Here is an 18,337-nt window from a genome sequence, read left to right on the forward strand (position 1 = left end):
CACGCTTCAGCGCGGCAGCGCCGGCCTCGCCGACAACGCGGCGTCGCCCTGGGCCGCCGGCTGCACCGCCGGGCTTCCCGGCGCCCCCGACCTGCTGATTGCGAAGTGGGCCGGGCTGTTGGGCCGCGCGGGTTGCACCAGGGACGTGGCGTCGCCAAGGCGCCCCGTGACCGCTGCTGAGCGCTCTCGCGCCCTTCCCGGGAGCGCCGCCTCACCCGCGCTGGCCGCCGGCGCTCGCCTGGCCCCGCCGTCGGACAGCACGGACGCCGACCGCACGGCCGCGCTCGCCCGCCATCTCAGTGGCCGGGCAGCGCCCGCGCGCGCCTTCCGTGCCCCGCGCCGCCCGTCGTACGCGGGGGTCTGCCCGCCGTCTGCGCGGCCGCGCTCCACCGCGCCTTCCGCGCATCCGACCTCGTGCCGCCGCAACCTGGTGTCACCGCTGAAGGCCGCGCTACGGCACTCGGCGAGAGAACCGCTCCACTCGCCAGCGCCGCCTGCGCTCGCCTCGCCCCGCCGACGGCGACCCTGCGCCTCGGCCGCACGGACGCGCAGGCGCGGTCGGGCCGAGCACGCCGACCCGGGCGCGCCGCGCCGCGCGGCGCAGGCCGCCCTCGATGGGCGCCGCCGCCGGAGCGTGCACGCTCGATGCCGTCCACGCCCGGCCGCGAGGTGACGACCGGTGCCGACGCCCGTCCCACCCGCGGTGCCGCCGGGCACAGCAACCCCGACGCCCCCCCGCCGAGGGCACCGACATCGACGGCCGTGACGCCGCCGTCGGCCACGCCGCCGAGGGCCACGCCGCGGACGGCCACGACCCCGACGGCCGTGACGCCGCCGTGGGCCACGCCGCCGAGGGCCACGCCGCGGACGGCCACGACCCCGATGAGGCGCCCGCCCTCCACGAGCGCCTCGACCTCCGCATGCCCCTGCTCGGTGCCGCCGCCTGGCTGGGGTCCCTGGCCGCCTCGCTCACGACCGGCCGCGTCCTGGCGGCCGTCCTCATCAGCAGCGCGGCGGCCGGGGCCACCCTCGCCGTACGGCGCCGAGCGGCCAGGGTCGCGGTGGCCGCCCTCCTCCTGGTCGCGCTCGCCGCCGCGGGCGTCACCGCGTTCCGGGCCGAGCGGACGGCGCACAACCCGGTCGCGGTCCTGGCCGGCGAGGGTGCGGCGGTCACGGTCGTCGGGACGGTCGCCTCCGACCCGCACACCGTGCAGGGCGGCTTCGCGGACCAGGTGGTCTGGCGGCTGGCCGTCGGGCGGGTCACCGGACGGGGGCAGACGCTCGAGCTGCGGGCGCAGGTGCTGGTCCTGGCCGGGGCCGACAGGGCGCGGCCGGCGCTGGGGGCGCAGGTCGAGGTCCACGGCCGACTGGTCACGGCGGACGACGACCGCGAGGTCAGCGCGCTGCTCAAGGCCAGCGGCGACCCGCGGACGAGCCGACGGCCCGACGTCTGGTGGCGCGGGGCGGGGGCGGTCCGCCAGGCGCTGCGCGACTCGGTCGCGCGGCGGCCCGCGGACCAGCGGGCGCTGGTGCCGGCGCTGGTGGACGGCGACGACGCGGCGGTGGACCCGGAGCTGCAGGAGGCGTTCCGGACCACGGGCCTGACCCACCTGCTGGCCGTCTCGGGCACCAACCTCACGCTGGTGGTCGGGTTCCTGCTGGTGCTGGCCCGCTGGGCCGGGGTGCGCGGGCGGTGGCTGCACCTGGTCGCGGCGGCGGGGATCGTCGGGTTCGTGCTGATGGCGCGCACCGAGCCGAGCGTGCTGCGGGCCGCGGTCATGGGGAGCATCGGACTGCTGGCCATGGGTACGGCGGGGCGCCACAAGGCGCTGCGGGCCCTGGGCGGCAGCGTGGTGGTCCTGGTGCTGCTCGACCCGACCCTGGCCGTGAGCGCCGGGTTCGCGCTGTCGGTGCTGGCCACGGGCGGGATCCTGCTGCTGGCGCCGGCGTGGCGTGACGCGCTGGGCCGGTGGCTGCCGCGGTGGCTGGCCGAGGCGGTGGCGGTGCCGGCCGCGGCCCAGCTGGCCTGCACGCCGCTGGTGGCCGCGCTGTCGGGCCAGGTGAGCCTGGTGGCGGTGGTGGCCAACCTGCTGGTGGCGCCGGTGGTGGGTCCGGCGACGGTGCTGGGCCTGGCCGGCGGCCTGCTGACCCTGGTGTGGGCGCCGGTCGGGCAGGTGGCCGGGACGCTGGCGTCCTGGTGCGTGGCCTGGGTCATCACGGTGGCCGAGCACGGCGCGGCGCTGCCGACGGCGGCCATCGGGTGGGGGACCGGGCCGGTGGCGCTCGCGGCGCTGACGGCGTCCACCGTCGCGATCGCCCTCGTCGGCCCCCGGCTGCTGCGCAACCCGATCACCAGCCTGGTCCTGGCCGCGCTGCTGGTGGTGGCGGTGCTGGCCCGGCCGCCGCGGCTGGGCTGGCCGCCGGACGGCTGGCTCCTCGTGGCCTGCGACGTCGGGCAGGGCGACGCCCTGGCGGTGGCGGCCGGGCCGCACACCGCGGTGGTCATCGACGCGGGACCGGACGCGCGGGCGGTCGACCGGTGCCTGGACCGGCTCGGGGTGGAGCGGGTGCCGGTGGCCGTGCTGACGCACTTCCACGCCGACCACGTCGACGGCATCGAGGGTGCCCTGGGTGGCCGCGAGGTGGGCGGCGTGTGGACCACCCGGCTCCAGGACCCACCCGGCGGGGTGCGGGAGGTAGTGGATGCGGCGGCGGAGGCCGGCGTACGACCGGAGGAGGTGGCGCAGGGGCGGACGTTCGCGGTCGGGCAGGCCCGGTTCCAGGTGCTGTGGCCGCCGGCGGACCAGGCCGAACGCGGTCCGGGCGACGGGTCGACGGCCAACGAGGCCAGCGTGGTCCTGCTCGTCGAGACCGGTGGGCTGCGGCTGCTGCTCACCGGCGACATCGAGCCGGAGGGCCAGCAGGCCCTGGCGCGGCTGTGGCCGGGGCTCGAGGTGGACGTGCTCAAGCTGCCCCACCACGGCAGCGCCCACCAGGACGAGGAGTGGCTGCGCAGCCTGCACGCGCGCGACGTGCTCGTGTCGGTCGGCGCCGACAACGACTACGGACACCCGGCGGCGTCGGCGATGGAGCCGCTCGAGCGGGACGGTGCCGCGCTCTACCGCACCGACCAGGACGGCGACCTCGCCGTCGTCGTGGACGGCGGTGAGCCGGAGGTGGTCACCAGCCGGTGAGGACCGTCGGCACCACCACCTAGGCTGGCCGCCGTGGACGTCCTGGGCCGCATCACGCTCGTCACCGGCAAGGAGGAGTTCCTCGGTGAGCGGACGGTGGCGACGGTCCGCGACGCGGTCCGCACGGCCGACCCCGAGGCGGAGTTCTCCGAGACCCGCGCGGCCGGCCTGACCCTGGCCACCTTCGGGGAGCTGGCGGCGCCGTCACTGTTCAGCTCGGTGCGCTGCGTGGTCGTGCGTGCCCTGGAGGACCTGCCGGAGGAGTCGGTGGACGGCCTGCTGGAGTACGCCGCCGCGCCGGCCGAGGACGTCGCGCTGGTCCTCGTGCACTCCGGGGGGCAGCGGGGCAGCGGCGTGCTGACCAAGCTGCGCAAGCTGCCGGCGGTGACGGAGTCGAAGTCGGCCGAGCTGCGTCCGAGCGAGTACCCCCAGTTCGTCACCTCCGAGGTCGGCGCGCTCGGGGCGCGGATCGACCGGGAGGCTGCCGACACGCTGGTGCAGGCGGTGGGCCAGGACCTGCGGTCGCTGTCCGCGGCGGCGCACCAGCTGACCCACGACTTCCCGGGGGAGTCGATCAGCGAGTCGATGGTCAAGAAGTACTTCGGCGGCCGGGCCGAGGCCAAGTCCTTCGCGGTGGCCGACGCGGCGTTCAGCGGCCGTCGGCAGGCGGCGCTGGAGGAGCTGCGCTGGGCCCTCGACGGCGGCACGCCACCGGTGCTCGTCACCTCGGCCTTCGCGGGCGGGGTGCGGGGACTGGCCCGCTACCAGGGCGCGCCCGCGCGGATGAGGGAGGCCGACCTGGCCCGCGCGGTCGGCGTGCCGCCGTGGAAGCTGCGCACCCTGCGCGAGCAGTCGCGCGGCTGGTCCGAGACCGGGCTGGCCCACGCCATCCGGGCGGTGGCCCAGGCCGACGCCGACATCAAGGGCGCGGCCTCCGACGCCCACTACACGCTCGAACGGCTGGTGCTCACCATCACCGGGCTGCGCGAGCCGCGCTAGCCGACGGTCGGGAACCGCGCCGGGAAATGCAGAACGACCCGCTCCCTGGAGAGCGGGTCGTGCGCAGAGGGCCTCAGAGAGACGCGGCCTTCTTGGCGATCGCGGACTTGCGGTTCGCGGCCTGGTTCTTGTGGATGACGCCCTTGGAGGCGGCCTTGTCCAGCTTCTTCGCGGCGTCGCGGGCCAGGGTCTGGGCCTGCTCGGTCTCGCCCGCCTCGGCGGCCTCGCGGAACTTGCGCACAGCGGTCTTGAGGCCGGTCTTCACGGCCTTGTTGCGCTCGTGCGCCTTCTCGTTCTGCTTGTTGCGCTTGATCTGGGACTTGATGTTGGCCACTGGGCTTCTCTCGGTGCGTGGTGGACTGGGTCTGGAGTTCGGGGGCGCGGCGACAGGACGCCAGCGCGACGGACAACGGTAACAGCGGGCTGCGACGGCCCCAAAATCGTGCGGCGGGCCTCAGCGGCCGAGCCGGCGACCCGCGGCGGCCAACATCCTCGCCGACTCCGCCTGGCGGAACGCTCTCAGGGTGGGCAGGTTCTGGTCCACCGCCGTGTGGGCCCGCCAGGCGGCGTGCACGCCGAAGCCGAGCAGCCACGCCGTGCGCAGGTCCTCGCCGGCGGCGGCCAGGGCGGGCGAGGTGGCCAGCGACGCGTCGAACCAGGCGAGTCCACCCGCTCCAGCCGCGCCAGGAGGGGGTCCGTCCAGCTTGGCCGACGGCACGTCGAGCAACGCGTCCACCAGCGGCTCGAGGTCGCGCAGCCGGGCGCGGACCCACGACGGCACGGCGTCGGGCGGCAGGTCGGGCACGTGGCGTCGTCGGTCAGGTCGGGTGTGGTCCCCTCGACGTCCTCGGGCAGGAGCGCGACCCACTCTCCGTCGTCGTGTGCGCGAGCAGCGACGCCCACAGCGGATGGGTGCCGATCAGCCGCAGTGCGTCGACCTCGCGACGGAACAGCGTCGGCGTGTGCGGGTTGAGGTCGGCGCCGACGGCCTTGACGAACGCGCGCCGTCCCTCGGCGGTGACCACGCGGGTGGCGCAGCCGGGGGACGTGCCGCCGGCCTGCTCGGCGACCGAGACGACCGGCGCGCCCAGCTCGGCGCCGACCGCGCGAGGAGCGGTCACGTCCACCCCCGCCGCTCGCGGAGCCACGCCCAGCAGGCCTCGCCCTGCCAGCGCTGGGCCTCGCGGATGTGCGGCGACGTGTGCGGGACGGGCTGGGCGGCGCTGGTGAAGAAGTAGCCGGTCACCAGGGCCAGCACCACGTCGACCGAGTCCGCCGGCACCACGGACAGCAGCGGGCTGGCCGCGATGGCCGCCTCCACGTCCACGCCGTCGCCGCGCGGCCCGATGAGCAGGAACAGCGAGTCCAGCCACGGTGCGCCCGCGAACGGCCAGTTCCAGTCGCACAGCAGCGCCCGGCCGTCGGTGGTCAGCAGGATGTTGTCGTCGCGCACGTCGGTGTGGACGACGGTGTCCCCGGCCATCACCGAGGCGAACGCCGCGGCCAGCGCGCTCGCCTCCTCGCGGTGCGGGAGGTCGAGGTCGTCCCACAGCGCGGGCCACGCCGCGAACTCCTCGGCCGCGGTCGGCAGCGGCAGGGGCGGTGGCGTCAGCACGGGTACGGCGGCCGCGAGCGTCTGCAGGCACAGGGCCAGCTCGTCCTCGCGCCAGGGTCGGGCGGGCTGGCGCGCCTCGACGTACTGCGTGCACAGCACGAACCAGTCGTCGACCTCCACGCTCCACAGCAGCGGCGGAGCGGGCGCCTCGGCGGGCAGCGCGCCGAGCTTGCGGGCCTCCTCGCGGTAGGCGTCGGCGAACATCCGCTGCGCCTTGACCGATGCCGCCTTGACGAAGTGCCGGCTGCCGTCGGCGCAGGTGAGGACCGAGGCGAACCCGGGCGTGAACCCGGCGTCCTGAGACGCGGCCTCGACCACCGCCGACCCCAATCGGCCCTCGACCTCCGCGCGGACCCGGGGCGGGAGGAACACCCAGTCCAGGCGGCGGGCGGTCCGGCCGTGCGGGATGTGGGAGGACACCGGGTCATCCTCGCCGGGACCGACCTCGGGCGGCCACCGGGTCACCAGCGTCCCGCCAGGGCTCCGACCGGAGACGGATGTGCGCACGCGCGGGCGGCCCTACCCTCGGCGGGTGAGCCTCGCGGCGTTCATCCAGCGGCGCAAGCGGGAGTGGGTGGCGCGCGGGCTGCCCGACTACCCGCTCTGGATCGCCGCGCTCATCGACTCCGCGGCCCTGCTCACCGGTGCCGTCGCGGTGCTGCAGCGCTGGGGCGACGGCGTTCCGCTGGCCGCCGCGCTGGTCCTGGTCGCGCTGGTGCCGTGGGTGCTGGAGCTGTGGGGCCGCGACCACACGTGGGTGGCGTTCGTGGTGCTGACCGGGGGCGCGACGCTGACGCTGATGCTGAGCCGGCCGGTGGACTACGAGGTCGTCCCGTTCCTCATGGTCCTGATGGTCGGCCACGTCACCGCGGTCGCCGGCGTGGGCCGCGGCCTGCTGGTCCTGGTCGCCGGCGAGGCGGTGGTCGTCGCGGCCGGGCTGGGCGGAGACATGGCCGGCGCCGAGGTGGCGATCTGGGCCGCAGCCGTGGTCGTCGGCCTGGACATGGGCTTCATCCTGCGCGCCCAGCAGCTGCGGATCGAGGCCCAGGCCCGCGAGCACCAGGTGCGCGAGCGGCAGGCGGTGCTCGAGGAGCGCCAGCGCATCGCCCGCGACGTGCACGACCTGGTCGGCCACTCGCTGAGCGTCACGATGCTCCACCTGACCGCCGCACGCCGCGACCTCGAGGACGCCGCGTCCGGCAGCGGCGACCTGGGCGAGGCGCTCGACGCGCTGAGCGAGGCCGAGCGCGTGGGCCGCCGCGCCATGGCCGACATCCGCAGCACCGTCGACCTGCTGGGCCAGGACGGCGCGGGCGAGGCGGCCCCGCGCGGGCTGGCCGACCTCCCGGCGCTGGTCGCGGAGTTCCAGCGCGCCGGCGTCGACGTCACCCTCCACGCCGCGGGCGACCCGCGCGGCGTGCCCGAGGCCACCGGGCTCGGCCTCTACCGCATCGTCCAGGAGTCGCTGGCCAACGTGGCCAAGCACGCGCCCGGCTCGCACGCCGAGGTCCGCCTCGACCTCGGCGACGACCCGAGCCTGGTGGTGACCAACACCCTGCCGCGGCCCGTACGCCGCAACGCCGGCGGCTCGGGTCTCAGCGGCATGGCGGCCCGCGCGCAGCAGCTCGGCGCCCGGCTGAGTGCCGGCCCCGAGGGCCGCCGCTGGGAGGTCCGCGTGGACCTGCCGCGCTCCCGGCCGGAGCCGGAGCCGGAGCGTCCCCGCCGGACCCGGCACGGACAGGCGGCCCGGACGTGAGCGACGGGGACATGAACGACGGGGACGAGCCGAGCAGGGTGCGGGTGCTCCTGGTGGACGACCAGGAGCTGGTCCGCTCCGGCCTGACCCGGATCCTGCGCCCCCGCGACGGCTTCACGGTGGTGGGGGAGTGCGAGGACGGTGACCAGGTGGTCGACGCGGTGCGCCGGCTGCGCCCGGACGTGGTCGTGATGGACCTGCGGATGCGCCGGACGAGCGGCATCGAGGCGACCGCCGCGCTGCGCGGCGTACCGGACCCGCCGCCGGTCCTGGTCCTCACCACCTTCGACGACGACGAGCTGCTCTCCGGCGCCCTGCGCGCCGGGGCGGCCGGCTTCCTGCTCAAGGACAGCGCGGCCGAGGACGTGGTCCGCGGCGTCCGGGCCGTCGCCGCGGGCCAAGCCCTCCTCGACCCCGCGGTCACCGGCCGGGTCCTGGAGCGCTACCGGAGCGCCGAGACCGGTGCGCCGCCCGGCCGCCCGGTCGAGGAGCTGACCGCCCGCGAGCGCGAGGTCCTCGAGCTCATGGGCCGCGGCCTCAGCAACGGCGAGATCGCCGCGACCCTCCTCATCTCGGAGGTGACGGTGAAGAGCCACATCGGCCGCATCTTCACCAAGCTCGACCTGCGCGACCGGGCCGCCGCCATCGTCTACGCCTTCGACCACGGCCTGGTCTCGCCGCGCGGCGCGACGCCCCGGCCCACGCCCTAGTCTGCGGCCGTGGACAGCGCGGCGGGTGGGGCGGTCGAGCGCGAGCGGCACCGCGACCTGGACCGGCTGCTCACCTTCGTCGACGCGATCGTCGCGATCGCCATCACCCTGCTGGTGCTGCCGCTCGTCGAGCTGGCGCCGGAGCTCCACGAGGGCGGCCGTGCCGCCGACCTGCTGCGCGACCACTCCGACGAGCTGTGGGCCGTCGCGCTGAGCTTCTACGTCATCGCCCGGATCTGGCTGGGCCAGCACCACGCGGTCGCGCCGCTGGTGGTGGGCAACGCGCGCACCACCACGCTGCTGCTGACGTGGGCGTTCACCATCGTGGTGCTGCCGTTCCCGACCTCGCTGGTCGCGGCGTCCGGTGGGCAGGCCACGGTCAAGGTGCTCTACGTCGGCACCGTCGCCCTCGGCGTCCTCCTCAACGCCGGGCTCCGGGCCGAGGTCCAGCGCCACCCGGAGCTGACCGACGGCGCGGCGTACGAGGGCCCGCTGGGCAGCCTGCTCACCGCGCTCCTGCTCCTGGTGGCGCTGGCGGTGATGCTGCTCCTCCCGGCGACGAGCTACGTCCCGATCCTGGTCCTGGCGGCCGAGGGCCGGCTCAAGGCGCTGGTCGAGTCCCTGAGGAATCGGCGGTCCACCTGACCCGTGGGAGGATTTCCCACGACATGACCCGCACCGTGAACGCCCCGGCGCCCGGCCAGACCCCGCCGGCGACCATCCGCAACTTCTGCATCATCGCCCACATCGACCACGGCAAGTCGACGCTGGCCGACCGGATGCTGCAGCTGACGGGCGTGGTGGACGAGCGCAGCGCGCGGGCGCAGTACCTCGACCGCATGGACATCGAGCGCGAGCGCGGCATCACCATCAAGAGCCAGGCCGTCCGGATGCCGTGGACCGTCGAGCCCGGCGACGGGCAGGGCGCCGAGCCGGGCACCTACGTGCTCAACATGATCGACACCCCCGGCCACGTGGACTTCACCTACGAGGTGTCCCGCTCGCTCGAGGCGTGCGAGGCGGCGGTGCTGCTGGTCGACGCGGCGCAGGGGATCGAGGCCCAGACGCTGGCCAACCTCTACCTGGCCATGGGCGCGGACCTGCACATCATCCCGGTGCTCAACAAGATCGACCTGCCCAGCGCCAACGTCGAGAAGTACGCCGCGGAGCTCGCCGGGCTGGTCGGCTGCCGGCCCGAGGACGTGCTCCGGGTCAGCGCCAAGACCGGTGTCGGGGTGGCCGAGCTGCTCGACCACATCGTGGCCGAGACCCCGCCGCCGGTCGGCGACGCCGACAAGCCGGCCCGAGCACTGATCTTCGACTCGGTCTACGACACCTACCGCGGTGTGGTGACCTACGTCCGGGTCGTCGACGGCAAGCTCACGCACCGCGACCGGATCAAGATGATGAGCAACGGCGTGGTCCACGAGATGCTCGAGGTGGGCGTGATCAGCCCCGAGCCGGTCAAGGCCACCGACCTCGGCGTCGGCGAGGTGGGCTACCTCATCACCGGGGTCAAGGACGTCCGCCAGTCGCGCGTCGGCGACACCGTCACCACCCAGCACCACGGCGCCACCGAGGCGCTGGGCGGCTACAAGCACCCCAACCCGATGGTCTACGCCGGGCTCTACCCCATCGACGGCGACCAGTACGGCGACCTGCGCGAGGCCCTGGAGAAGCTGCAGCTGAACGACGCCGCGCTGACCTACGAGCCGGAGACGTCGGGCGCGCTGGGCTTCGGCTTCCGGGTCGGCTTCCTCGGCCTGCTGCACATGGAGATCACCCGCGAGCGGCTGGAGCGGGAGTTCGACCTCGACCTGATCTCGACCGCCCCGAACGTCGTCTACGAGGTCTCGCTCGAGGACGGCACCGAGCTCGAGGTGACCAACCCCAGCGAGTTCCCCGAGGGCAAGATCGCCGAGGTCCGCGAGCCGGTCGTGCGCGCCACGATCCTCAGCCCGAGCGACTACATCGGCACCATCATGGAGCTGTGCCAGACCAAGCGCGGCACGCTGCTGGGGATGGACTACCTCTCCGAGGACCGCGTGGAGATGCGCTACACGCTGCCGATGGGCGAGATCGTCTTCGACTTCTTCGACCAGCTGAAGTCGCGGACCAAGGGCTACGCCTCGCTGGACTACGAGCGCTCCGGTGAGCAGTCCGCGGCGCTGGTCAAGGTCGACATCCTGCTCCAGGGCGAGCCGGTCGACGCGTTCTCGGCCATCGTGCACAAGGACGCGGCGTACTCCTACGGCGTGATGATGGCCGGCAAGCTCAAGGAGCTCATCCCGCGCCAGCAGTTCGAGGTGCCGATCCAGGCCGCCATCGGCGCCCGGGTCATCGCCCGCGAGAACATCCGCGCGATCCGCAAGGACGTGCTGGCCAAGTGCTACGGCGGAGACATCACCCGCAAGCGCAAGCTGCTCGAGAAGCAGAAGGAGGGCAAGAAGCGGATGAAGATGGTCGGCCGCGTCGAGGTCCCCCAGGAGGCGTTCGTCGCCGCGCTCTCCACCGGCGACAAGTCCCAGAAGTAACCCTCGTCCCAGCCGCCCCAAGGGCCCCGCAGCGGCGTCCGTGCGGGCCGCGACGCGCCGCAACACCCCCTGTTCTGGGGATCGCGGACCTGGTGGGTCGCCGGGATACCCTGTGCCGCGAGATGCCCTCGACCCGCGTCGGTCCAGGCATCGGTGGGGGTGTCTCGGGGACGGCCGCTTGTGGGGAGTGGCCGCGAAGTGTGGGGGATGACGGCATGGAGCCGAACGACGCCGCGAGCGGCAGCGCGCGCGCAACCGAGCTGCGCGCGAGCCTGAGCGCACGCCGCGACATCGAGTCGCTGCTGGCCGAGGCCAGCGCGACCCGTGAGGCCGCGGTCGCGGACGCGGACGCGATCATCGAGGAGGCCCAGCAGGTCTCCGAGCAGCTGGTGCGCGAGAGCCGGAGCGAGGCCGACCGGGTCACCACCGACGCGCGGGCCCGCGCCGAGGGGGTCGTGGCCAGGGCGCGCTCGGAGGCCGAGGAGATCACCCGGCAGGCCCGCGCGGCCGCCGACGCGGTCCGGGCCCGGGCCGAGGCCCAGGTCGAGGAGTACCGCCGCCGGGTCCGCGCCGAGCTGACCGAGCAGGTCACCCGCGAGGTGACCGAGCAGAGCCGGCGCGAGCTGGCCCGCGTCCAGGAGCGCCAGCAGGGGATGATCGGCGACATCGAGGCGTCGGTGCGCATCCTCGGTGTCTCGATGGAGGCCGCGGTGGCCAACATCGGCGAGATGCTGGGTGCGCTGGACTCGCTGCGGGTGCACACCACGGAGTCCCTCGGCGAGGCCGGGACCACGGCGTTCACCGAGCCGCCGCGGCACGCCGACGCCGGCGCCTCGGCAGGCGGCGGGGGCCGCATGAGCGTGCCCCCCGAGCCCGTCGAGCCGCCACGGCCGCCGCGCCCCGAGCCGATCGACCACCTGATCCGCTCGACGCTGCCCGGCGAGGACGCCGGCACCGAGGACGAGGACGGCCCGGCCAGCAGCTGGGTCGACGGCATGGCACCCGACAGCGCGGTGCCGGCGGCCGAGCCGGTGTACGACGCGGCCGACGCGGATCCGGCCGAGACCGGCGCGGAGCCGCCCCGGACCGCGACCGAGGCCTTCCTGCTCTCGGCGCACGTCGACCACGGCGACCCGCCGCTGCCGCCCCTGGACGACACCGACGTCGGGGCGCGCTACGCCCGCGACGCGATGCGCGCCACCGCCCGGTCCAAGACCCGGCGCGCCGGTGACCGGCCCGCGGACGACCGCGCCGACGACCCGGCCGGCCGGGCCGACGGCTCGGCCGGCGGGTCAGCCGGTGGGTCAGCCGGTGGGTCGGCCGGCGGGTCGCCGGAAGGCGCGGCTGACCGGTCGACGGCCGCGGCGGACGGCGAGGACGCCGAGACGTCCGGCAAGCCGCTCGGGTGGCTGTTCCGCTCGTCCTGAGCGTGCCCGCCCCAACGCCGGCCGCGGTGCTCGCGCTGCCCGACCGGGAGGTGCCGGAGACCCGTCCGCGCGCGCGGACGCTGCTCGTCCTGCCGCTGCTGCTCGCCGTGACGCTGGGCCTCGGAGCGGGCCTGGCGCCGGTGGTCACGCTGGTCGTCGCGGTGACGGTCGCGGCGTCGCTGGTGCTGCTGCTCCGCCTGGAGTGGGCGGTGCCGGCGCTCGTGGTGGGCTCGGTCTTCGAGGGCTACCTCGACCGCCTCTCCCCGGGGGTGGTGCCCTGGCTCGGGCTGGTGCTGGTCCTCTCCTGGCTGGTGCGCCGAGCCCGGGGCCGGCGGCCACCGCACCGGCTCGGCGCCCTGGTCCTGCCCGCGGCCGTGCTGGTCGCCACCCTCGTGGCGTCGTACGCCGTCCACCCGCTCGGCGCGCAGGGGCTGGCCGTCGTGCTGCGCTGGGGCGGGCTGGCCGTCGTCGGCCTGGTCCTGGCCGACAGCCTGGCCACCGGCAGCTCCGGCCCGCTGGCGCCGCGGACGGTGGCGCGGACCTACGTGCTGGCCTGCACGGCCGCCGCGGTCTGCGGCCTGGTCACCGCGGTGCTCGCCGACCGGCACCGGGTCGTCGCGCCCGTGGGGCCGGTGGACACCGCGGACGGCACCGCCTTCTTCCTGCTCGCGGCGCTGCCCCTGGTCGGCACGGTCCGCGGCCGGCGCGAGGACCCGGTGTGGTGGGTGTGGGGCTGCGCCACGGTCCTGCTCCTGGCCGGGATCGGCACCCAGTCGCGCCCGGCCCTCGTGGGCCTGGTGGTGATGACCGTGCTCGGGGTGGCGACCGGGCTGCTCCCGTGGCGGCGGGCCGGCGCGCTGCTGGCCGTGGTGGTGACGCTGGTCGCGGTGGCGGTCGCCCTGCTGCCGGTCCCGGTGGGGGACGTGCTGAGCGACCCGCAGCGCTACTCCGACCCCGGGATCGCCCAGCGCAACGACCAGCGCCAGGTCGCCTGGGCGCTGGCCCGGGAGGGCCCGGTCCTCGGCCACGGGCCGGCGTCGTACGCCGGGCGCGAGGACGCGCCGCCCGACGTGGACACGGCGTACAGCACGGTCCTGGAGTCCGCGGCCGAGATCGGCGTGCTCGGCACCCTGGCCTTGTACGCCGGGTGGCTGCTGCCGGTTCTCGGTGCGGTGCGGCGCTGGCGGAGGACCCGCGGGCGGCTGACCGGCGACGTCCTGGTCGCTCTCGGCGCCCTGGTCGCGGTGTCGCTGCTGGAGACCCAGCAGCTGGCCCTCCCGCTGTGGCTGCTGGCCGCGCTGGCGTGGGCGCTGGGCCGCCCGCCACCGCTGCGCAGCGCCCTGCTGCCGGCCAGCGCGGACCGGAGGACGTCTGGACAGGTGGCGCCCGGATCGTGAATTCGACGTTCAAGGTGCCCGTCCACCGGAGAAACTTGCCCTGGTGGCGGTGCGCCCGATGCGCAGCGCGGGGGGCGCCGCCGGGCTGGGGCACGTGTCACGGCAGGCTCGGTGGACACGGGGAGGACAGGCGCTCAGGGGGGCTGACGCCTGCGGTCGCAGCAGAGCGTGAGGACGACCTGTGGACGTGCGCGACGTGGGGGTGGCGCTGTGGCGCCAGCGGACCCTGGTCCTGCTCGTCCTCGTGCTGACGGGCGGGGCGACCGCGCTCGGGGTCGCACTGGCCCCGAAGTCGTACGCCGCCACCGCCACGATCAGCGCGGCGGGGCAGCCCGGCGCGGCTGACGGCGCCGGGTCCGAGGACGACCCCGATGCGCTGCGCGCCTCCCTGGCCGAGCTCGCGGACTCGCAGGGCGTGGTCGACCAGGTCCGGGCCCGGACGGGGGTGGACCGCAGCGTGGCCGAGCTGCGCCGGGCCATCACCGGCCACTGGGTGCGCGGCACCGTCCTGGTCGACGTCACCGTGGAGGACCGGGACCCGGACGCCGCGGCCCAGGTCGCCAACGGCGTCGCAGAGGTGCTGACCGACGACCGCACCGCGCCGGCGCTGGTGGGACCGGCGCTGGACCGCTCCCTCGACCTGACCCTGGGCGACCCGGCCGCGGTCCCCGACAGCTCCAGCCGGCCCGACCTGCGGCTGGTGATCAGCGTCGGCCTGCTGCTCGCGCTGGGGCTGGCCACCGCGGCCGCCGTCGCGCGCGACCGGCGTACCCACACCGTGGACGACGCGGCCGGCGTCGAGGACGCGGCCACCGCGCCGCTGCTGGCCCACCTCGACCCGCCCGACGACCTCACCGCGATGCCCGCCCTCCATCCCGGGACGGCCGAGGCGGACCTGTTCCGGCACCTGCGACTGGCCCTGGAGGCCAGGGCAGAGGAGGGGTCGCCGCGTGTGGTCATCGCCGGCATCGCCGACGGCGACGTCAACGTCTGGATCGGGGCCAACGTGGCGCTGGCCCTGGCCGGCACCGGGCGCCGGGTGCTGCTGGTGGACGGGCGGATGGGCGACCGGTTCGGGACGCCGGTCGAGGACGCCCCGGACACCCCCGGGCTCTACGACGTCCTCCTCGGCGCCGACCTGGACACCGCCCTCAGCCCCGGCCCCGTGGACCTGCTGCAGGTCCTGCCGGCGGGGACCTACGGCGACGCGGACGTGGCCGAGTTGATCGCCCAGCGGTTCGCGCCCGTGATGGAGGCCGCCGCGGCCGGGGCGGACCACGTCGTCGTCATCGGGCCGCCGCTGGAGGTCTGCGACGACTCGCGGGCCATGGCCGCGGACAGCGCCCTCGTGCTCGCGCTGGTCGAGCAGTCGGTCTCGGCCGGCGCGCTGCGGGCGCACGCCGACCGGATCCGCGCGGCGGGTGCGCACCTGCTCGGCGTCGTCCTCGTCGGCCGGGAGCCCGGGCGGAAGGCCGCCTGAGGTGGCCGCCCGGCCCACCTCGGCGGTGCCCACGCACCGCCGCCTGCACGTGCTGCACGTGTCGGTCCCGACCACCGGCGGCGTGGCCTCGGTCGCGACGAGCTACGTGCGCGACCAGGTCGAGCGCGGCTGGAACGTCACCGTGGCCTGCCCCTCCCACGGCGACCTCGGCTACGCCGCCCGCGAGGCGGGCGCGACGGTGCGCTGGTGGCGCTCCGAGACCGACTCGAGCACCACCCTCGGCGCGGCGGCGCGCCTGCGCCGGATCGTGGCCGCGACCCGCCCCGACGTCGTGCACCTGCACAGCGGTCGCGCCGGGCTGCTGGGCCGCCTGGTCGTGCGGGACCGGGTGCCGACGGTCTTCCAGCCGCACGCCTGGTCCTTCCTGGCCCCGCGCACCGGGGTGCAGAGCCTGGCCCTGCGCTGGGAGCAGTACGCCGCGCGCTGGACCACCGAGCTGGTCTGCGTCAGCGCCACCGAGCGGCAGCTGGGCGAGAGCCTCGGCGTCCACGCGTCGAGCTCGGTGATCCCCAACGGCATCGACCTGGCCGCGTTCCGGCCGGCGGGGCCGCGCGACCGGGTCCACGCGCGCAAGCTGCTCGGCCTGGAGGACGTGCCCACGGTGCTCTGCGTCGGGGCGCTGACGGTGCAGAAGGGTCAGCAGGACCTGCTGGCCGGGTGGGGCGAGGTCCGCGCGCAGGTGCCTGAGGCGCAGCTGGTCCTGGTCGGGGACGGGCCGGACCGCCGCGCCCTGGAGCGGCTGGCCGAGCCGCTGGACGGGGTCCTGTTCGCCGGCGCCCGCACCGACGTGGCCCAGTGGATGGCCGCCGCCGACGTCGTGACGGTCCCGTCCCGGTGGGAGGGCATGGCCCTGGTCCCGCTCGAGGCGATGGCCTGCGCCCGCACCGTCGTGGCGACCGGTGTCGGTGGCGTCGTGGACAGCCTGCCGGAGGGTGCCGGCGCCGTGGTCGACGGCGACGACGCGCGGGGGCTGGTGGCCGCGCTGGTGCAGCGGCTGCGCGACCCCGAGCTGGCCGAGGACGAGGGCTGGCTCGGGCGCTCGCACGTCGAGACCCACCACGACGTGACGACGTCAGCTCGCGAGCTGGCCCGCGTCTACCTGCGCCTGGTGGGTCAGCGCCGGGGGCGCTGAGGGCACCGGAGCCGCGCCGCCGGCTTTGCGCAGCCGGCGCGCCCAGCCGGCCACCGCCTCGGGCAGCGCGTCGGCGTGGCTGCGGCGCAGCACCCGACCGACCGGACCGGGGCGACCCACGGACCGCGGCCGCCGGGTGCGGAAGCGGATCCCGCCGTCGGTGGCCACCAGGACGCCCCCGGTCTCGAGCTTGGCCAGGACGCCGAGCACCACCGTGAGCGGCAGCAGCACGGCCAGGGCCACGAGGGCGACGAGCGCCTCGGCGACCCGTCGGACCACCCGCACGGGCGCCGGCGCCGCGCGGCGCTCCAGGCGGACGAGGGGGAGACCGTCGACCAGCTCGGCCGGCGGGCGGACGTGTCCGGGCGCGGTGCGGGCCGCCTCGGGGCCGGCGTACAGCTCGGCACCGGACGCGAGCAGCCCCTCCAGGGCGGCGGCGTCGAGTGGCCCGTCGTGGGCCAGGACGACGGCGTCGGCGCGGGCCTCGGCCATCGCGCGGGGCAGCGTGGTCAGGGTCCCGAGCAGCGGGCCCGGGAGTCCGCGGGCTCGGGTCGGGTCGAGTGGGTCGGTGGCCGCCACGAACCCGACCGGCCGGAGCCCGAGCCCCGGCGCCCCCAGCAGCGTCGCGCCCAGCCGGCGGGCCTCGCGACCCGTGCCGACGACCAGGACCCGCCGCCCGAGCCGGCCGGTCCGGCGCAGCAGGAGGGCACCGCCGAGGACGAGGGTGTGGCCGAGGACCAGACCGGCCAGGGCGAGCGGCGCGGAGGACCACGTGGCACCGCCCAGCGCGAGCAGGGTCAGCGTCGCCGCCCCCGCGGCCAGGAGCAGGCCGGGCAGGTCGGCGGTGACGGCGAGCACCAGCCGCGGGCGGTGCAGGTCGGCCGCCCACGCCACGGCCAGCGCGACCGCCGTGGCGGCCAATGCGGGGACCAGGGACTCGCCGGCGAGGGCGCCGGCCAGCAGGACGCCCGGGACCTGGGCAGCGGCCAGCGCCGTCGCGAGGCGCGCTCGCCCCGGCACGCGTGCGCGCACCCCAGTCGCCACAGACGCCCCCCACGGACCTGTTCGCTCGGCGGTCCCCCCACGGGCCCGCCGTACCGCCCATCCAAGCGCGGTCCACCGTCCTTGTCCACGTCCGCCACCATCGGGTGGTGCCCGTCGTCCCGTTGCCCGCCGAGGTCCTGGCCTTCGCCACGCGCGGACCGGAGTGGGCCGCCTTCGTGGACCGGCTGCCGCGGCTGGTCCGTGAGGTCAGCGAGGAGTGGGGGCTGACCCCGGACGGCGAGCCGGTGTCCGGCTGGTGCTCGCTCGCCCTGCCGGTGCGCCACGACGGCGGCGAGGCGGTGCTCAAGCTGAGCTTCCCCGACGACGAGGGCGAGCACGAGGCCCTGGCCCTCCAGCGCTGGGGCGGGGACGGCGTGGTCCGCCTGCTGCGCGCCGACCCGCGGCGCCGGGCGCTGCTGCTGGAGCGGCTGCACCCCGTGGACCTCTCGTCGCTGTCCGACGTCGAGGCCTGCGAGGTCGTCGGCGAGCGCTACGCGCGCCTGCACGTCCCCGCGCCCCCGCAGCTGCGCCCGCTCCCGGCGTACGTCGCGCGCTGGACCGACGAGCTCGCCGCCCTGCCCCGCGACGCGCCGGTGCCGCACCGGATGGTCGAGCAGGCGGTCTCCCTGGGCCGCGACCTGGCCGCTGACGAGCGCGCGAGCGGGACGATGATCCACGCCGACCTGCACTACGCCAACGTGCTGGCCGCCGACCGCGAGCCGTGGCTGGTCATCGACCCCAAGCCGGTGAGCGGGGACCCGCACTACGAGCCGGCGCCGATGCTGTGGAACCGGTGGGACGAGGTCGTGGCCTCGGGTGACGTGCGCGGGGCCGTGCGCCGCCGGTTCCACACGCTGGTCGACGCGGCGTACCTGGACGAGGACCGGGCCCGCGACTGGGTGGTGGTCAGGATGCTCCACAACGCGCTCTGGGAGCTGCAGGACCACCCGGACGGGCCCGACCGCGACTACCTGACCATGTGTGTCGCGATCGCCAAGGCGGTGCAGGACTGAGGAGCGGGCGCATGA

The 18,337-nt window shown here is 76.1% G+C and carries 16 protein-coding genes; 11 read left to right on the forward strand and 5 right to left on the reverse strand.

Annotated features, from left to right (window positions below; translation table 11 throughout):
- Window positions 1-836: 836 nt before the first annotated feature.
- Both G5V58_RS07830 and holA read left to right on the forward strand, forming a co-directional pair.
- The gene (locus G5V58_RS07830) at window positions 837-3,194 is read left to right on the forward strand and encodes a DNA internalization-related competence protein ComEC/Rec2 (protein ID WP_230487163.1); all 2,358 of its coding nucleotides are present in this window, start codon (window positions 837-839) and stop codon (window positions 3,192-3,194) included.
- 33 nt (window positions 3,195-3,227) lie between these two features.
- On the forward strand, window positions 3,228-4,193 hold the full coding sequence (gene holA, locus G5V58_RS07835; RefSeq protein WP_230487164.1) for a DNA polymerase III subunit delta: 966 nt from the start codon (window positions 3,228-3,230) through the stop codon (window positions 4,191-4,193).
- A gap of 73 nt (window positions 4,194-4,266) precedes the next feature.
- Here holA and rpsT read toward each other — a convergent pair whose 3' ends face one another.
- From rpsT to G5V58_RS07855, 4 genes are all read right to left on the reverse strand, one after another.
- Window positions 4,267-4,527: a 30S ribosomal protein S20 gene (gene rpsT / locus G5V58_RS07840; RefSeq protein WP_165230752.1), complete on the reverse strand. Its 261-nt coding sequence runs from the start codon at window positions 4,525-4,527 to the stop codon at window positions 4,267-4,269.
- Window positions 4,528-4,647: 120 nt separating this feature from the next.
- Window positions 4,648-4,998 (reverse strand): hypothetical protein, encoded by a 351-nt coding sequence (locus tag G5V58_RS07845; protein ID WP_165230755.1) that lies wholly within the window; start codon window positions 4,996-4,998, stop codon window positions 4,648-4,650.
- A 13-nt stretch (window positions 4,999-5,011) separates the two neighbouring features.
- On the reverse strand, window positions 5,012-5,314 hold the full coding sequence (locus tag G5V58_RS07850; RefSeq protein ID WP_165230758.1) for a hypothetical protein: 303 nt from the start codon (window positions 5,312-5,314) through the stop codon (window positions 5,012-5,014).
- A complete protein-coding gene (locus G5V58_RS07855) occupies window positions 5,311-6,228 on the reverse strand; it encodes a phosphotransferase (RefSeq protein ID WP_165230761.1) in 918 nt (305 codons plus the stop codon). Before G5V58_RS07855 ends, G5V58_RS07850 begins: the two co-directional genes overlap by 4 nt.
- Before the next feature lie 112 nt (window positions 6,229-6,340).
- On the opposite strand from G5V58_RS07855, the gene G5V58_RS07860 reads away from it, so the two are divergent.
- The 8 genes from G5V58_RS07860 to G5V58_RS07895 all read left to right on the forward strand — a co-directional run bounded on the left by G5V58_RS07860 (window position 6,341) and on the right by G5V58_RS07895 (window position 16,265).
- Complete coding sequence (locus tag G5V58_RS07860) at window positions 6,341-7,564, forward strand: sensor histidine kinase (RefSeq protein WP_165230764.1); 1,224 nt, start codon at window positions 6,341-6,343, stop codon at window positions 7,562-7,564.
- A gap of 11 nt (window positions 7,565-7,575) precedes the next feature.
- The gene (locus tag G5V58_RS07865) at window positions 7,576-8,274 is read left to right on the forward strand and encodes a response regulator transcription factor (RefSeq protein WP_165238775.1); all 699 of its coding nucleotides are present in this window, start codon (window positions 7,576-7,578) and stop codon (window positions 8,272-8,274) included.
- Between the two features lie 9 nt (window positions 8,275-8,283).
- Window positions 8,284-8,919 (forward strand): TMEM175 family protein, encoded by a 636-nt coding sequence (locus G5V58_RS07870; protein ID WP_165230767.1) that lies wholly within the window; start codon window positions 8,284-8,286, stop codon window positions 8,917-8,919.
- 23 nt (window positions 8,920-8,942) lie between these two features.
- Window positions 8,943-10,808, forward strand: coding sequence for a translation elongation factor 4 (gene lepA / locus G5V58_RS07875; RefSeq protein ID WP_165230769.1), 1,866 nt, complete (start codon window positions 8,943-8,945; stop codon window positions 10,806-10,808).
- Window positions 10,809-11,023: 215 nt separating this feature from the next.
- A complete protein-coding gene (locus G5V58_RS07880) occupies window positions 11,024-12,235 on the forward strand; it encodes a hypothetical protein (RefSeq protein WP_165230771.1) in 1,212 nt (403 codons plus the stop codon).
- A gap of 2 nt (window positions 12,236-12,237) precedes the next feature.
- Window positions 12,238-13,632 (forward strand): O-antigen ligase family protein, encoded by a 1,395-nt coding sequence (locus G5V58_RS07885; RefSeq protein WP_165230773.1) that lies wholly within the window; start codon window positions 12,238-12,240, stop codon window positions 13,630-13,632.
- A 181-nt stretch (window positions 13,633-13,813) separates the two neighbouring features.
- The gene (locus G5V58_RS07890; RefSeq protein WP_165230776.1) at window positions 13,814-15,112 is read left to right on the forward strand and encodes a hypothetical protein; all 1,299 of its coding nucleotides are present in this window, start codon (window positions 13,814-13,816) and stop codon (window positions 15,110-15,112) included.
- Window position 15,113: 1 nt separating this feature from the next.
- The gene (locus G5V58_RS07895) at window positions 15,114-16,265 is read left to right on the forward strand and encodes a glycosyltransferase family 4 protein (RefSeq protein WP_230487165.1); all 1,152 of its coding nucleotides are present in this window, start codon (window positions 15,114-15,116) and stop codon (window positions 16,263-16,265) included.
- Here the strand turns inward: G5V58_RS07895 and G5V58_RS07900 are convergent.
- Complete coding sequence (locus tag G5V58_RS07900) at window positions 16,206-17,297, reverse strand: nucleoside-diphosphate sugar epimerase/dehydratase (RefSeq protein WP_165227610.1); 1,092 nt, start codon at window positions 17,295-17,297, stop codon at window positions 16,206-16,208. The genes G5V58_RS07895 and G5V58_RS07900 overlap by 60 nt on opposite strands.
- Before the next feature lie 119 nt (window positions 17,298-17,416).
- On the opposite strand from G5V58_RS07900, the gene G5V58_RS07905 reads away from it, so the two are divergent.
- A complete protein-coding gene (locus tag G5V58_RS07905) occupies window positions 17,417-18,322 on the forward strand; it encodes an aminoglycoside phosphotransferase family protein (protein ID WP_230487166.1) in 906 nt (301 codons plus the stop codon).
- Window positions 18,323-18,337 lie beyond the last annotated feature (15 nt).

The sequence above is a fragment of the Nocardioides anomalus genome, from assembly GCF_011046535.1.
In the GTDB taxonomy this organism is placed as follows: Bacteria; Actinomycetota; Actinomycetes; order Propionibacteriales; family Nocardioidaceae; genus Nocardioides; species Nocardioides anomalus.

Coding starts and splice junctions, on each gene's coding strand:
- G5V58_RS07865 (WP_165238775.1), top strand. CDS start 7,576: ATGAACGACGGGGACGAGCCGAGCAGGGTGCGGGTGCTCCTGGTGGAC.
- lepA (WP_165230769.1), top strand. CDS start 8,943: ATGACCCGCACCGTGAACGCCCCGGCGCCCGGCCAGACCCCGCCGGCG.
- G5V58_RS07880 (WP_165230771.1), top strand. CDS start 11,024: ATGGAGCCGAACGACGCCGCGAGCGGCAGCGCGCGCGCAACCGAGCTG.